The sequence below is a fragment of the Streptomyces sp. NBC_01232 genome (assembly GCF_035989885.1).
Lineage (GTDB): Bacteria > Actinomycetota > Actinomycetes > Streptomycetales > Streptomycetaceae > Streptomyces.
This window is the reverse complement of the sequence record NZ_CP108518.1, coordinates 4,859,190-4,873,545: the sequence shown is the minus strand read 5'-3', so window position 1 is coordinate 4,873,545 and position 14,356 is coordinate 4,859,190. Positions and strand designations below refer to the sequence as shown.

13 protein-coding genes are annotated in these 14,356 nt (G+C 71.9%); 5 read left to right on the top strand and 8 right to left on the bottom strand.

What is annotated here, in order from left to right; all coding sequences use genetic code 11:
* Positions 1 to 75 precede the first annotated feature (75 nt).
* Positions 76 to 603 carry a GNAT family N-acetyltransferase gene (locus OG444_RS22550; RefSeq protein ID WP_327263887.1) on the top strand — a complete coding sequence of 176 codons (528 nt, stop codon included), beginning with the start codon at positions 76 to 78 and terminating at the stop codon, positions 601 to 603.
* A gap of 24 nt (positions 604 to 627) precedes the next feature.
* Here the strand turns inward: OG444_RS22550 and OG444_RS22545 are convergent, their stop codons facing one another.
* Together OG444_RS22545 and OG444_RS22540 are read right to left on the bottom strand one after the other, a co-directional pair.
* The gene (locus OG444_RS22545) at positions 628 to 1,557 is read right to left on the bottom strand and encodes a glutaminase (RefSeq protein ID WP_327263886.1); all 930 of its coding nucleotides are present in this window, start codon (positions 1,555 to 1,557) and stop codon (positions 628 to 630) included.
* A 5-nt stretch (positions 1,558 to 1,562) separates the two neighbouring features.
* Entirely contained in the window at positions 1,563 to 2,255 is a 693-nt protein-coding gene (locus OG444_RS22540) for a demethylmenaquinone methyltransferase (protein ID WP_327263885.1), read from the bottom strand.
* A gap of 266 nt (positions 2,256 to 2,521) precedes the next feature.
* On the opposite strand from OG444_RS22540, the gene OG444_RS22535 reads away from it, so the two are divergent.
* Together OG444_RS22535 and OG444_RS22530 are read left to right on the top strand one after the other, a co-directional pair.
* Positions 2,522 to 3,421, top strand: coding sequence for a DUF3152 domain-containing protein (locus OG444_RS22535; protein ID WP_327263884.1), 900 nt, complete (start codon positions 2,522 to 2,524; stop codon positions 3,419 to 3,421).
* A gap of 47 nt (positions 3,422 to 3,468) precedes the next feature.
* Positions 3,469 to 3,891: a helix-turn-helix domain-containing protein gene (locus OG444_RS22530; protein WP_327263883.1), complete on the top strand. Its 423-nt coding sequence runs from the start codon at positions 3,469 to 3,471 to the stop codon at positions 3,889 to 3,891.
* On the opposite strand, the gene OG444_RS22525 is transcribed toward OG444_RS22530, so the two are convergent.
* The 4 genes from OG444_RS22525 to OG444_RS22510 form a co-directional block, all read right to left on the bottom strand.
* Positions 3,857 to 4,507, bottom strand: a complete 651-nt coding sequence (locus OG444_RS22525) for an imidazolonepropionase-like domain-containing protein (protein ID WP_327263882.1) — start codon at positions 4,505 to 4,507, stop codon at positions 3,857 to 3,859. The genes OG444_RS22530 and OG444_RS22525 overlap by 35 nt on opposite strands.
* Before the next feature lie 15 nt (positions 4,508 to 4,522).
* A complete protein-coding gene (gene mqnC / locus OG444_RS22520) occupies positions 4,523 to 5,722 on the bottom strand; it encodes a cyclic dehypoxanthinyl futalosine synthase (RefSeq protein ID WP_327263881.1) in 1,200 nt (399 codons plus the stop codon).
* Positions 5,723 to 5,800: 78 nt separating this feature from the next.
* Complete coding sequence (locus OG444_RS22515) at positions 5,801 to 7,642, bottom strand: serine/threonine-protein kinase (RefSeq protein ID WP_327263880.1); 1,842 nt, start codon at positions 7,640 to 7,642, stop codon at positions 5,801 to 5,803.
* Positions 7,643 to 7,846: 204 nt separating this feature from the next.
* Positions 7,847 to 8,710, bottom strand: a complete 864-nt coding sequence (locus OG444_RS22510) for a menaquinone biosynthetic enzyme MqnA/MqnD family protein (RefSeq protein WP_327263879.1) — start codon at positions 8,708 to 8,710, stop codon at positions 7,847 to 7,849.
* 237 nt (positions 8,711 to 8,947) lie between these two features.
* Here OG444_RS22510 and OG444_RS22505 point away from each other — a divergent pair, with 237 nt between their 5' ends.
* Entirely contained in the window at positions 8,948 to 9,151 is a 204-nt protein-coding gene (locus tag OG444_RS22505) for a cold-shock protein (protein ID WP_030012116.1), read from the top strand.
* Between the two features lie 181 nt (positions 9,152 to 9,332).
* Here the strand turns inward: OG444_RS22505 and OG444_RS22500 are convergent, their stop codons facing one another.
* Positions 9,333 to 11,027: a lytic transglycosylase domain-containing protein gene (locus OG444_RS22500; protein WP_327263878.1), complete on the bottom strand. Its 1,695-nt coding sequence runs from the start codon at positions 11,025 to 11,027 to the stop codon at positions 9,333 to 9,335.
* A 409-nt stretch (positions 11,028 to 11,436) separates the two neighbouring features.
* Between OG444_RS22500 and OG444_RS22495 the strand changes: the two genes are divergently transcribed.
* Positions 11,437 to 12,033 carry a dihydrofolate reductase family protein gene (locus tag OG444_RS22495; RefSeq protein ID WP_327263877.1) on the top strand — a complete coding sequence of 199 codons (597 nt, stop codon included), beginning with the start codon at positions 11,437 to 11,439 and terminating at the stop codon, positions 12,031 to 12,033.
* 56 nt (positions 12,034 to 12,089) lie between these two features.
* Here OG444_RS22495 and OG444_RS22490 read toward each other — a convergent pair whose 3' ends face one another.
* On the bottom strand, positions 12,090 to 14,063 hold the full coding sequence (locus OG444_RS22490; protein WP_442810776.1) for an AMP-dependent synthetase/ligase: 1,974 nt from the start codon (positions 14,061 to 14,063) through the stop codon (positions 12,090 to 12,092).
* Between the last annotated feature and the right edge of the window lie 293 nt (positions 14,064 to 14,356).

The window sequence follows — 14,356 nt, the reverse complement described above, 5'->3', positions numbered from 1 at the left end:
ATAAAGGGTGCCAGACGGCACCGGACATGTGCAGTCTATGCAGCGAGAGAGATCGCGATCCGAAGGGTGCCTCCGATGACCACCTCGCCGACCCGGCCGCTTCCCGCCGTACAGCTCCGCGTTCCCACGGACGAGGACGCGCACGCCTGGCACTCGCTCTTCGCCGACCCCGACGTCATGGAGTTCCTGGGAGGTCCCGCGGAGCTGTCCGCGTACGAGGAGCTGTCCGCGCGCCAGCGGATGCACGATGCCCAGCTGGGCTACTGCCTGTGGACCCTGCTGGACGCGGAGGGCGAGGTGATCGGCTTCACCGGGGCCCAGCCGTGGCCCCGTGAGAAGGAGTGGGGCCCGGTCGGCGAGATCGAGATCGGCTGGCGGCTGGCGCGCACGGCGTGGGGCCGCGGCTACGCGTTCGCCGCGGCGCTGGCCACGCTGGAGCGGGTCCGTGAGGCCGGGGTACCGCACGTCGTGGCCGTGATCGACGGCGCCAATGCCCGTTCGATCGCGGTGGCGGAACGGCTCGGGATGGACCTGGCCGGGAAATTCACCACACCGGGCGGCAACCCCAGGCGGCGCTACGCCCTTTCCCTTCGGGGCGCGTGAGCGGGCTCCGGCCCGGACCGCGCCTCAGAAGACGGACAGGCCCGTCAGCGTCGTGAAGCGGTCCAGCGCCGCCACGCCCGCCACCGAGTTGCCCCGGGCGTCCAGGCCGGGGCTCCACACCGCCAGCGTGCACTGGCCCGGGACGACGGCGACGATTCCGCCGCCCACCCCGCTCTTGCCGGGCAGCCCGACCCGGTAGGCGAACTCGCCCGCCGCGTCATAGGTCCCGCAGGTCATCATCACCGCGTTGATCTGCTTGGCCTCGCTGCGCGTCAGCAGCCGCGTGCCGTCCGCGCGGAGCCCGTGCCGGGCCAGGAAGCGCCCGGCACGGGCCAGGTCGGCGCAGCTCATCTCGATGGAGCACTGCCAGAAGTAGTGCTCCAGCAGTGCGGGCACCGGGTTGTCGATGTTCCCGTACGAGGCCATGAAGTGGGCCACGGCCGCGTTGCGGTCGCCGTGCTCCTGCTCGGAGGCCGCGACCTCGGCGTCGAAGCCGATGTCCGGGTTCCGGCTCTCCTGCCGCAGGAACTCCAGCAGTTCGCTGCTCGCGTCACCCGTCAGGGTCTGGAGCCGGTCGGTGACCACGAGGGCACCCGCATTGATGAACGGATTGCGCGGGATGCCGTTCTCGTACTCCAGCTGTACGAGCGAGTTGAACGGGTTGCCGGAGGGTTCCCGGCCGACCCGCTCCCACAGGCTGTCGCCGCCCTCGGCCAGGGCCAGGGCGAGCGCGAACACCTTGGTGATGGACTGGGCGGAGAAGGGCACCCGCCAGTCGCCCACCCCGAAGACGTTGCCGTCGAGGTCGGCGATGGCCATCCCGAACTGCCGCCGGTCCACGGAGGCCAGTGCCGGGATGTATTCGGCGGGAGTGCCGCTGCCGACCAGCGGGGCGATGTCGGCCGCGATCCGCTCCAGCAGCGGCCCGTAGTCCGTGCGCGCGACGTCAGGCACCGCGGTCAGTCCTTGATGCCTCTGTGCAGCGCGACGATGCCGCCGCTGAGGTTGCGCCAGGCGACCTTGGACCAGCCGGCCTTCTGCAGCAGGGCGGCCAGCGCCGGCTGGTCGGGCCATTCGCGGATGGACTCGGCGAGGTACACGTACGGGTCCGGGTCGGACACCACCGTGCGGGCCACCGGCGGCAGCGCCCGCATCAGGTACTCCATGTAGACCGTGCGCAGCGGCGCCCAGGTCGGCTGCGAGAACTCGCAGATGACGACCTGCCCGCCGGGCTTGGTCACCCGGTACAGCTCGCGCAGGGCGGCGTCGGTGTCCTGGACGTTGCGCAGCCCGAAGGAGATCGTGACGGTGTCGAAGACGTCGTCCCGGAACGGCAGCTTCGTCGCGTCACCGGCGGTCAGCGGCAGCCACGCGTGCCGCTTCTTGCCCTCCATGAGCATGCCCAGGGAGAAGTCGCAGGGGACGACGTACGCGCCGGTGGCGGCGAAGGGCAGCGAGGAGGTGGCGGTTCCGGCGGCCAGGTCGAGCACCACGTGCCCGGGACGCGCGCCGACCGCCTTGGCGACCTCCTTGCGCCACAGCCGGGCCTGGCCGAGCGAGATGACGTCGTTGGTGAGGTCGTATTTCGCCGCGATGCCGTCGAACATGGAGGCGACTTCGTGCGGCTGCTTGTCCAGGGAAGCCCTTGTCACTGGCGTTCGCCCCTCGGTGTGCGATGCGGATCGGCGGGTACGCCCCCATCCTCTCAGGCCACGCCCCCTCCGGGCCGCGGGGGCTCCACCGCCACCCGCTGTGACCGCCGCAGGGCGGATGGCGGAAACTGTTCCGAAGGACAGTTACGCCGCGCCCCCGCGGCGAAGTTGACTGACACAGTGCGGCCCGGTGAGGGTCACCCACCGGATGGGCGCCCCGATCGCGGCCGGTCCGGCAGTGGCCGCCGCGAACAGAGGGCTTCACGATGCCGGCAGGCCATTCCACCGGTCGCTCCAGCCGCAGCGGCCCGCGCGCCAGGCGCCGGGCCGAGCGGCGCAGGCGGCTGCGGCGCACGATCCTCCTCGGCTCGGCGGCACTGGTCGTGGTCTCGGCGACCGCGTACACGCTGCTGCCCCAGGACGACGGCGCGAAGACCGCCGCGGGCCGGACCGCGGCCTCACCGGACCCGACGGACGCGGAGTCCGCCGACGGATCCGCGGACCCGGTCCCGCAGGGTGGCCAGAAATCACCCTCCGCCCAGCCCTCCACCCCGGCCCCGCAGACGCCTTCGGCCTCGCCCTCGCCGTCCGCCTCGGCGACACAGGCCCGGCCGGGTGTCTTCAAGGCCTCCTCCACCGCCGGCACCGTGCAGGGCAAGGGGACCCCGCGCCGCTGGCGGATCGAGGTCGAGGAGGGCAGCGGGGTCGACCCGGAGGCGGCCGCCCGGTCGGTCGAGGCGATCCTCGGGGACCCGCGCGGCTGGACCAAGGACCCGAAGTACGCCTTCCAGCTCGTCGCGGCGGGCCAGCCGGTCGACTTCACCGTCAAGATCGCGACGCCGAAGACCACCGACAGCCTCTGCGACGTGGTCACGCCCGAGCTCATCGGTGAGACCAACTGCAGCACGGGGCACACCGTCGTGGTCAACCTCAAGCGCTGGCAGGAGGGTTCGCCGCAGTTCAGCGGCTCACCCGAGGAGTACCGGGCCCTGATCATCAACCACGAGGTCGGGCACGAGCTCGGCCGCGGGCACGAGTCCTGCCCGGGCGCCGGCCAGCCCGCTCCGGCGATGATGCAGCAGATCAAGGGACTCAACGGCTGCAAGTCCAATGCCTGGCCCTACGACGCGAATGGAACCTACCTGTCCGGTCCGTCCGTCCTATAGGGGGAGAGCCGGCCGACAGGGCTGGTCGGCCGGGGCTAGGAGATCATGTGCGCGTCGTCAGCTTCAGCGTCCCCACGTGGTTTCCCTCGTACGAGGAGCCGGGCGCGCAGGGGGAGGCACCGCGCGAGGACGTGCCGGGCGGGGACGGGCCGAGCGGGGACAGACCGGCGGCGGACCGGCCCGCCGCGGACCGGCCCGCCGATGCCCAGCTGACCGAGCAGGAATCGGCCGTGTTCCTCTGCCTGGCCACCGGCGCGTCCAACCGGGAACTCGCCGTCGAGCTCCAACTCTCCGTCAGCACCGTCAAGTTCCACGTCGTGAACATACGGGCGAAGCTGGGCGGCATCAGCCGCCTCCAGGCCTGCCTGCTGGCCGCCCTCGCCCGGGAGGACACCCGGCGCGCGTCCGCCGCCGCCTGCTGCGTGCAGAGCGGTCTCAGCGACGGCGGTGGAGCAGCCGGCCGCCGATGACGGTGGCCACGCACGTGGTCGCGCCCCGCGCGAGCAGTTCGGCCTCGTCCGCCACCGCGAAGACCGCGAAGCGTGCCGGCACCCCCGCCTCCAGGACCCCGTGGAAGGCCTCCGCGGCCGCGGACCGCCCGGCGAAGGGATCCAGGGCGGGCAGCCCCTCGTAGGCCGCCGGCGGCAGGATCGTGAGCCCGGACCGGGACACCGCCGTGCGCACCGCCGGGATCGTGAACCGGCCGCAGACCGCCACCACCCCGCGGGCCAGCAGCCGCTGCGTGCCCCGCCGGGCGCTGTTGCCCCACCGCGGCTCGGTCATCTTCAGCGCGTCCAGCGCGGCCTCGCCCCTGATCGGGTCGGCGCCTAGCTCGGTGACCTCGTACGGGTCGTCCGGGTAGTACGTGCGCTCCAGCAGCTCGTCCGCCCCGCGCACCACCAGCCCCGGGGTGATCACCCCGGGCCAGCGGCGGGTCCGGGCGTGCGGGTGGGCCGCGGCGACCTCCTCGTACGGCCCCACGCGGGCTATCCGGTCGCCGTCGACGAGGACCGCACCGCCGGGCAGCGGCGCGGATCCGAAGTCCCGCCCGGGGACGAGGAGCTCGGCGGTGTGCAGCGTCAGCATCGTCGGCGGGCTTCGTCAGTTCGTGGAGATGAGCTTCAGTTCGGGGTGCGCCGTGCCGCCTTCGAGGGCGGTCGAGGAGATGTGCGAGACCACGCGCTCGTCGACCGGGTCGTTCGCCGGGTCGTCGTGCACCAGCAGGTGCTCGTACGTCGTCGCGCGCTGCGCCGGGGTGCGGCCCGACTTGCGGATCAGGTCGATGATCTCCTGGCGGTTGGAGCGGTGCTTGGCCCCGGCCGAGGAGACGACGTTCTCCTCCAGCATGATCGAACCGAGGTCGTCGGCGCCGTAGTGCAGCGAGAGCTGGCCCGCCTCCTTGCCGACGGTCAGCCAGGAGCCCTGGATGTGGGCGATGTTGTCGAGGAAGAGGCGCGCGATCGCGATCATGCGCAGGTACTCGAAGATCGTCGCCTGGGTGCGGCCCTTGAGGCGGTTGTTCTCGGGCTGGTAGGTGTACGGGATGAAGGCGCGGAAGCCGCCCGTACGGTCCTGCGTGTCCCGGATCATCGCGATGTGCTCGATGCGCTCGGCGTTGGTCTCGCCGGTGCCCATCAGCATGGTGGAGGTGGACTCCACGCCCAGCTTGTGGGCGATCTCCATGATCTCCAGCCAGCGCTCGCCGGACTCCTTGAGCGGGGCGATCGCCGTGCGCGGCCGCTCCGGCAGCAGTTCGGCGCCGGCGCCCGCGAAGGAGTCGAGACCGGCCGCGTGGATGCGCTTGATGGCCTCCTCCGCCGAGACGCCCGAGATGCGGGCCATGTGCTCGACCTCGGACGCGCCGAGGGAGTGGATGACCAGCTGCGGGAAGTCCTTCTTGATGGCGGAGAAGTGGTGCTCGTAGTACTCGACGCCGTAGTCCGGGTGGTGCCCGCCCTGGAACATGATCTGCGTACCACCGAGCTCGACGGTCTCCGCGCAGCGGCGCAGGATGTCGTCGAGGTCGCGGGACCAGCCCTTCTTCGCGTCCTTGGGGGCCGCGTAGAAGGCGCAGAACTTGCACGCCGTGACGCACACGTTGGTGTAGTTGATGTTGCGCTCGATGATGTACGTCGCGATGTGCTCGGTACCGGCGTAGCGGCGGCGGCGCACCGCGTCGGCCGCCTGGCCGAGCGCGTGCAGCGGCGCGTGGCGGTAGAGGTCGAGCGCCTCTTCCTTGGTGATCCGGCCCCCCGCGGCTGCGCGGTCGAGGACTGACTGGAGAACGGCCTGGTCGGTCACCGGTGCGTCACCTTTCGGCGGTGTGTCTGTGTCAAGGTCCGGACCGATCCAGCCTACGCCAGGGCCGACCGGCACATTTCAGGGGCTGCGCCTGAGGTCGCCCTCGGGGTTTCCGGCCGGGGTGTCGCCCGACTTGTAGTGCAGCGTCCCGTCCGGGTTGAGGCTGAAGCGCTCGTCGGCCGAGCCGTTGGAACAGACGCCGGGGGCCGGGTTGGGGCCGCCCGAAGTGTCCAGGACCAGCGAGCGGTCGGTGGCGGAGGACAGCTTCCAGTCGCCGCTGCAGTCGGTGCCCAGGACGGCCAGGACCGACTTGTCCCGGCCGACGACCTCGCCGACCCTGCCCGCCTTGATGGTGATCTCGAACTCCGTGGAGAGACCGAGGCGGGCGGTGGTGACCGAGCCCTTCCAGGTGCCGACGAGCTCCTTGGGGACGTCCTGGCGGGTGCCCTTGGGCGGCGCCGCGCTCCCGCTCCCCGTCGGGGCCGGGGCGGAGCCCGCCGGGGCGGGCGCGGAGGCGGAGGGGCGCGGCCCGGCATCGGCCAGGTCCCGCTCCTTGCTGCCCTGGCCCGGCAGCACGTCCATCCAGTACAGCCCGCCGGACAGCACCGCGAGCACGGCCGCCGCGGCCAGGACCACGGTGCAGCTGAACCGGCGCCCGGCGGCCCTGACGGTGACCTGCCGTCCCTGGCCCTCCGGGTCGGTCCGCTGACCCGGCAGCCCCGCGCCGCCGGTGCCCGGGCCGGGGGTTCCGTACGGACCGGCTCCACCGGCCGGGCCCGCGGTCGCCGCTCCGGCGGGCGCGCCGCCTGCCGTACCGGCGGAGCCGGAGCCGCCCTCCGCTGCGCCGTAGGGCGAGCCGCCGCCCGTTCCCGGACCGCCGTACGCGGGGTCGGGCGGCCCGAAGCCGCCGCCGACGGGGCCGCCGTACGAGGAGGCCGTGAACGGCACCGGCCCGGACGGGGTGTCCGCGTACGGCGAGTGGGGCACCCCGTAGCCGCGGCCCGCCGACGCGTCGTACCCGCCGCCGGAGGTGTCCGCGTCGAGGTCCAGCAGGGCCACCGCGGCCCGGCTGGCCTCCTCCACCAGCGGCCCGGGGAGCCAGCCGGGGGCGCCCAGTGCACCGCCGAGGGCCGCCGCGATCGCCTCGGGGGCGGGCCGGTCCGCGGGCGCCTTGGCCAGGCAGGCCCCGATCAGCTCGCGCAGCTCCCCGGCCGGGACCGCGCCGAGCTCGGGCGGCTCGTGGACCACCTTGTAGAGGAGGGTCGCCGAGTTGTCCCCGGTGAAGGGGGGCCGCCCGGTCGCCGCGAAGGCCATGACCGCGCCGAGCGAGAACACGTCGGCCGCCCCGGTGATCCCCTTGCCGAGGATCTGCTCGGGGGACATGTAGCCGGGCGAGCCGACGGAGACCCCGGTGGAGGTGAGCGAGGCGGTGCCGTCCGTGGCCCGCGCGATCCCGAAGTCGATCAGCCGCGGCCCGTCGAGGGTGAGCATCACGTTCGACGGCTTCACGTCCCGGTGTACGAGGCCCAGGCCGTGCACCGCCACCAGGGCGCGGGCCAGCCCCGCGCCGACGGCCCGTACCGAGGCCTCGGGAAGCGGACCGTGCCCGGCCAGCGCGCGGTCCAGGGAGGGCCCGGCCACATAGCCGGTGGCCACCCACGGCACCGGGGCCTCGGGGTCCGCGTCCAGCACCGGCGCGGTCCACTCGCCGCCCACCCGGCGGGCCGCCTCGACCTCACGGCGGAACCGGGCCCGGAATTCCTCGTCGGTGGCGAAGTGCGGGTGCACGATCTTGACCGCTACGGTCCGGCCGCCCGCGCTGCGCCCCAGGTAGACCCGGCCCATGCCACCCGCACCGAGCCGGCCCAGCAGCCGGTACGCGCCGATGGTCCGCGGCTCACCGGCTTCGAGCGGCTGCATCGCGTCCCCCAATTCCCCGTGTTCCCGGGCGCCTTGTGCCGCCCGCCGAGCAGCAGCCTAGGCGGTGGCGTGGCGGGGCGGGGGAACGGGCGCGGTCACCCTTTTGCATTTCCCGCCCCGGGCAGGAAATGCAAAAAGGACGGAATTCCCGGTAAACCGCACATTCGCCCGCCCGATGTTTGGACTACCGCCGGGCAAAGCCGGTCAGCACTCCTGGACCACCGAGCTCAGCAGCTCCACCGCGACATCCGCGGGATACCCGGTCGACGGTCCCGTACGGCGTGCGAATTCACGTACGCCGGCCAGTTGCTCGGGGCCGAAGCGGAAGTCGAGCGTCGTGAAGTACCGCTCCAGCAGCTCCGCGTCGAAGGCCTCCCAGCGGGCGGCCTGCTCGGCCACCTTGGTGACCTCTTCCAGGGAGACGTCCCGGGAGGAGAGGAAGGCTTCGTGGACCTCCCGCACGACGGCGGGCTCGCGGGCGAGGTAGTCCTTGCGGGCGGCCCAGACGGCGAAGACGAAAGGCAGCCCGGTCCACTCCTTCCACATGTGCCCGAGGTCGTGCACGGTCAGCCCGAGCCGGGGCGCGTCGTGCAGGGATGCGCGCAGCGCGGCGTCCCCGATCAGTACGGCCGCGTCCGCCTCCTGCATCATCACGCTCAGGTCGGGCGGGCAGGTGTAGTAGTCGGGCCGTACCCCGTACTGCTCGGAAAGCAGCAGCTGGGCGAGGCGTACGGACGTACGGGAGGTGGAGCCGAGTGCGACGCGGGCTCCGTCGAGCTGCTCCAGGGGGACCTGCGAGACGATCACGCAGGACATCACCGGACCGTCGCAGCCGACCGCGATGTCGGGGAAGGCGACGAGCTGGTCGGCGTTGCGGAGGAACTCCACGAGGGTGATCGGGGCGATGTCCAGGTCTCCCTGGACGAGGCGCTCACTGAGCTTCTCGGGGGAGTCCTTGGTCAGCTCCAGGTCCAGCAGAGTGCCGGTTCTGGCCAGCCCCCAGTAGAGAGGCAGGCAGTTCAGGAACTGAATGTGGCCGACGCGGGGCCGGCTGCGATAGACGTCCACATCGCGAGACTAGTCCCCGGGTCTGCGTCAGCCTTGCGGCGGGTCTCAAACGTCCGGGTGACGTGATCTTTCCCTCTGGTCTCGGCCGCAGGGTGCGTGCTAGGCTCGACGCAAGTTGCAGTTTGGTTTCCCTTGCAGTACGAGGCCTGCGGAGAATGTGACCCGCAGGCTTTTGTAGTTTTCAGACTTCTTAGCAGGTTCTGGAGCAGGGCGACCCTTTGGCCCATAGGAGGGCTCATGGCTACCGGAACCGTGAAGTGGTTCAACGCTGAAAAGGGCTTCGGCTTCATCGCCCAGGACGGCGGCGGCCCGGATGTCTTCGTCCACTACTCCGCGATCAACGCCTCTGGCTTCCGCTCCCTCGAGGAGAACCAGACGGTGAACTTCGACGTCACGCAGGGTCCGAAGGGCCCGCAGGCGGAGAACGTCACCCCGGCCTAGTCGCCTGGGCCAACTCTCATCGCGGGTTGGAAAAGCAGTACCCAAGGAGCCCTGTCCCCTCTGCGCGAGCAGATCCGGCAGGGCTCCTGCCTTTCCCCCTCCCGAAGGGCGGGGGAAAGCGAGTGGCCCCCGGCACCGTGGGAACGGTGCCGGGGGCCACTGTGCTGTCGGGCGGGCTGCCTCAGGGGCGGGCCGCCGTCTTCGCGGGGGCCGGGTCCGGCGCGGGGGCCGGGGTCGTGACCGGAGCCGTGATCTTGAGCTCCAGGACCAGGGTCACGTTCTCCTTGGTCGTCAGACGCACGAAGTAGGTCCCCGGGACCACGTCCGTCGTGAACAGCTCCGGCAGGACGATCTTGCCGTCGGCTCCCGACTTCGGCAGCAGCCGGCCGAAGACCTTCTTGCCGGCCTCGTCCTTGAAGTACGGGCCCTTCGCGGTCGCCGGGTCCACCGGCACCCACTTGCCGTCAGCGTCCTTCACGACCAGGTCGGCCACGGTCTCCGTACCCGCGACGGCCTTCCCGGCGGAGGTCGCGAAGACCTCCACGTCCTTGACGCTCGTACCGGCGACCGTCTCCAGCGGCTTCGCGTCGCCGGCACGGGCCAGCTTGTCCGCGACCGTCACGGTGACCTTGCCGTCGAAGTTCTGGGTGAACCCGCCCTGCGCGTCGTAGGCCGAGGCGCGGAGCGTGAAGGTGCCGGCCTTGGAGCCCGCCTTCAGCCCGGGCGCGGCGGCGATGCCGTCGGCGCCCGCCTTGACCACCAGGGAGTCGGCGGTGCCGAAGCGGGTGCCGCCGGTGGTGTCCTTCTCGACCGCGAAGATGACCTCCTGGTTGACGGCGGGCTTGCCGTCACTGAGGAGCACCTTGACCCGCGGGACCTCCGCGAAGGCCGCCCCCGCCTCGGCCGTGAGGCCGGGACCACCGATGACCGTGAGCTCCGCCAGGCGTGCGGCGGGCGGCTTCGGCTGCTCCGGCGTCGGAGTGGGCTTCGGAGTCGGAGTCGGAGTGGGCGTGGGGGTCGGTGTCGGCTTCGGCTTCGTCGTGGGGGTCGGCACGTGCGACGGCGTGGGCAGGGTGGTGCCGGGCGGCTGCGTCGGGTAGTTCCCGGCGGGCGGGTTCGGCACCTCGGCGGCGCCACCGTTCTGGTACTGCCGCATGAAGCCGAGCACGGTGTTCACGTACTCGCGGGAGTTGTTGTAGCTGAGGATCGCCGAGTCGAGCTTGGCCGCGACCGACAGGTCACGGTCGCCCGCGCAGAGGTAGAGACCCGCGCCCAGCGCCGCGTCGTAGATGTTGTTCGGGTCGCGCTTGGAGTCGCCGTTGCCGTCGGCACCCCAGGTCTTCCAGGTGGAGGGGATGAACTGCATCGGGCCGACGGCGCGGTCGTACACCGCGTCCGCGTCCCACTCCCCCTTGTCCGTGTCCCGGATCTCGGCGAAGCCGTTGCCGTCCAGGCGGGGGCCGCGGATGGGCTTCTCGGTGTAGCCGTCGGCCTTGAGGCCGTAGCCCGAGGCGTGGACGGACTCGACCCGGCCGATGCCCGCGAGCAGCTGCCAGGGCAGCTTGCAGCCGGGGAGCGCCGCGGCCACCGACACCTCGGCGCGGTTGTAGGCGTCGAGGGCGGTCGCGGGTATCCCGCTGGCCCCCTCCTGCGCGCCGGCCCCGGCCGGCGGCGGGTCGGCGACGATGTCGGGCAGGTCCAGCCGGGCGTCACCGCGGTCGGCGGCCTGCGGACTGTCCGGAGTGGGCTCGGACTCTCCCGCGTCGGCGGTCGACGGGCTGGTCACGACCGCGGCGGTGGTCAGGCTGGCCGCGAGCGCGGCCGTGCACAGGACCTTGCGCGAGGTGTTGACGAGGTGACGGTGAAGCGGCTTCACAGTGCGGCGATCCCCCCAAGGAGCCGTCAAAGGTCTACGGCTGGTCCAGCCGTGAATATCCACTGTCTATCAGTTATTCGAAGGCGACTCGCCGTCCCGCCGGGAGATGTGGCGCACCATTCGTCTCGGCTTCACCGGGGTCTCGCGGCCGAACGAACAGAATGTCCAACTCCCTGCCCGAATTACCCCGATGAGCCATGGTTCCGACACGCCGCATGGCCGACGACCGAAGACAGCCGAAGGTGGGAGCAGATCCCGCCATGGCCGGATACGGTACCCCTGGAATCACCGGCATGTGATCCGGATCACTGAAGATCGCTGAAGAAAACCCCGCCGGGGACGATGAGTTCCAGGGGGCGCTGCGGTCTGCCTTGCGTACACACCGGACCGAGGAAGAGGAACGACTCCCATGCGCATCGTCATCACCGAGTTCATCAGTCTGGACGGCGTCGTACAGGCCCCGGGCGGTCAGGGCGAGGACAACGACGGCGAGTTCGCCCACGGCGGCTGGTCGCACCCGTTCTTCGACCCGGAGGTGGTGGGCGGCTCCTTCACCGGGGCGATGGAGAACGCCGGAGCACTGCTGTTCGGACGCCGCACGTGGCAGACGATGGCCGCGGCGTGGCCCGGCCGGGCGGGCGATCCGTTCGCCGACCGGATGAACTCCCTCCCGAAGTACGTCGTATCGCGGACCCTGGGCGAGTCCGACCTCGCATGGAACAACACCACGCTGATCGCGGGCGAGAAGGCGGTCGACCGCATCCGCGAGCTGCACGGGGCCGAGGGCGGCGACCTCGTGGTCATGGGCAGCCCCACCCTCGTACGCACCCTGCTGAGCGAGGGCCTGGTCGACGAACTCCGGCTGATGGTCATGCCGGTGCTGCTCGGCGGCGGCAAGTCGATCTTCCCCGCGGACGGCGGCCTGCGCACCCTCGAACTGGTCTCCACGGCCATCAGCCCGGCCGGCGTGCACGTGTGCACCTACCGCCCGGCCGCCGGGAAGTAGACGGCCGGCGGGCGGCATCGCGGCGCTCACTCCTCGCGCGCTCGCTCCTCACGCGCTCAGCCCTCCCCCGCCCAGTCCTCCCGCGGCCCCCGGTACAGCTCCTGGATCCGGTCCGCGTAGTCACGGGCGATCGCGCCGCGCCTGAGCTTCAGCGACGGCGTCAGGTGGCCGCGCGCCTCGGTGAAATCGCGCGGGAGGACGGCGAAGCGGCGGATCGACTCGGCGCGCGAGACCAGCCGGTTCGCCTCGTCCACCGCCCGCTGCAGGTCCGCCCGGAGTTCCTCGTCCTGCACGAGCTCGCGGATCGGCACGTTCTGCTTCTTGTGCATCTGGCGCCAGTGCTGCAGCCCGTCGGGTTCCAGCGTGATCAGCGCGGTGATGTAGGGCCGGTTGTCGCCGACGACCATGCACTGGCCGACCAGCGGGTGGGCCCGCAGCCAGTCCTCCAGCGGTGCGGGAGCGACGTTCTTGCCGCCGGAGGTGATGATCAGGTCCTTCTTGCGGCCGGTGATGGTGAGGTAGCCGTCGGCGTCGAGCTCGCCGATGTCGCCGGTGGCAAGCCAGCTCCCGTACGGGGCCGCCTGCGCGGCGTTCCAGTAGCCGGCGAAGACGTGGCGGCCGCCCAGCAGCACCTCTCCGTCGTCCGCGATCCGTACGGCCGTGCCCGGCAGCGGCCAGCCGACGGTGCCCAGGCGGGGCCGCTGCGGCGGGGTCACGGTGCTCGCGCCGGTGGTCTCCGTCAGCCCGTAGCCCTCGAAGACCTCGATGCCGGCGCCGGTGTAGAAGGCCGCGAGCCGTCGGCCGAGCGGTGATCCGCCGCTCAGGATGTAGCGGACGCGGCCGCCGAGCGCGGCGCGGATCCGGCGGTAGACGAGCGGGTCGTACAGGGAGCGGGCGAGGCGCAGCACGAGGCCGGGGGCCTTGCCCTCGACGGTCTCGCCGAAGCGCCGCGCGATGCGGGCGGCCCGGTCGAAGGAGGAGGCCCGGCCCATTCTCTCCGCGGTGGCCCGGGCGGTGTTGTAGACCTTCTCCAGCACGTACGGGATGGCCAGGAGGAAGGTGGGCCGGAAGCCCGCGAGGTCGGCGAGGAGGTCCTCGGTACGGATGCTGGGCGCGTGCCCGAGCTTGACGCGGGCCCGCATGCAGCCGATGGCCACCATCCGCCCGAAGACATGGCTGAGCGGCAGGAACAGCAGGGTGGAGGCGGGGTCCTTGCTGACGGATGTGAAGACGGGGTGCAGCAGCTCCACCGCGTTGTCGACCTGGGCGTAGAAGTTGGCGTGGGTGATCACGCAGCCCTTGGGCTGCCCGGTGGTGCCGGAGGTGTAGATGAGGGTGGCGACGGAGTCCGGCGTGCGGGCGGCCCGCCGGTTGTGCACCACCGCGTCCGGGATGCGTTCCCCGACCTTGACCAGCCGGGCGATCGCTCCGGTGTCGAATTCCCACAGGTGCGTCAGCCAGGGCAGGTTGCCGCGCTCGGCGCTGATCAGCCGGGCCTGGGCGGTGTCCTCGACGGCGCAGGCCACGGCCCCGGAGTCCTGGATGATCCAGCGCGCCTGGAGGGCCGAGGAGGTCGGGTAGATCGGTACGGTGACCAGCCCGGCGGCCCATCCGGCGAAGTCGAGCAGGGTCCATTCGTAGGTGGTACGGGCCATGATGGCGAGCCGGTCGCCCTCGCGGAGCCCTTCGGCGATCAGGCCCTTGGCCACGGCGAGCACGTCGGCCGCGAATTGTGCGGCCGTGACGTCGCGCCAGACGCCGTCGCGGTCCTTGCGGGCGAGCACCGCCTCGCCGGGCGCCTCCCAGGCGTTGTGGAACGGGAGGTCCCCGAGGGACCCCCGGTCCGGCGGTCCGACCAGCGCGGGCACCCGTACCTCACGGACCACTCCGTCGATCACGGTCTTGACGGGTTCCACCGGCTCTACGGGCCTGACCAGCCTCAACTCGGATGCCACGGTGATCTCTCCTCGGCTCGGCGCAAGCGTTACCGCCGGTAATCTACGGAGCGGCAACCGGCCCGGCCAGACCATGGAGGGGTTCTTCACCGACGCTCCACGCCACCGCCCCACACCCCGGACGCGGCGGTGGCCACGACGCAGTCGGTGAAATCGCGGGGCCCACGGCCGGGCGACCCGCCGGCCCGCACCGGCACACGGTGGAATCGGTCGGCCGCCGGGCGGGCTGCGGGAGCGCGTTCGGCCCGAGCGCGGCCGTCCGCCGCACGGACGGAACCCGTCCCGGCCGGCGCCGCACCGGCAGGTAGCGTAGGGGCGGCGTAAAGACCACGGACGGGCACGTGTCGGTGCGTTGCGACTGCCGGGCC

Bases quoted from the DNA above. Each gene is read 5' to 3' on its own strand.
- OG444_RS22550 (WP_327263887.1), top strand. From the start codon at position 76: ATGACCACCTCGCCGACCCGGCCGCTTCCCGCCGTACAGCTCCGCGTT.
- OG444_RS22535 (WP_327263884.1), top strand. From the start codon at position 2,522: ATGCCGGCAGGCCATTCCACCGGTCGCTCCAGCCGCAGCGGCCCGCGC.
- OG444_RS22525 (WP_327263882.1), bottom strand. From the start codon at position 4,507: ATGCTGACGCTGCACACCGCCGAGCTCCTCGTCCCCGGGCGGGACTTC.
- OG444_RS22515 (WP_327263880.1), bottom strand. From the start codon at position 7,642: ATGCAGCCGCTCGAAGCCGGTGAGCCGCGGACCATCGGCGCGTACCGG.
- OG444_RS22505 (WP_030012116.1), top strand. From the start codon at position 8,948: ATGGCTACCGGAACCGTGAAGTGGTTCAACGCTGAAAAGGGCTTCGGC.
- OG444_RS22495 (WP_327263877.1), top strand. From the start codon at position 11,437: ATGCGCATCGTCATCACCGAGTTCATCAGTCTGGACGGCGTCGTACAG.
- OG444_RS22490 (WP_442810776.1), bottom strand. From the start codon at position 14,063: ATGGTCTGGCCGGGCCGGTTGCCGCTCCGTAGATTACCGGCGGTAACG.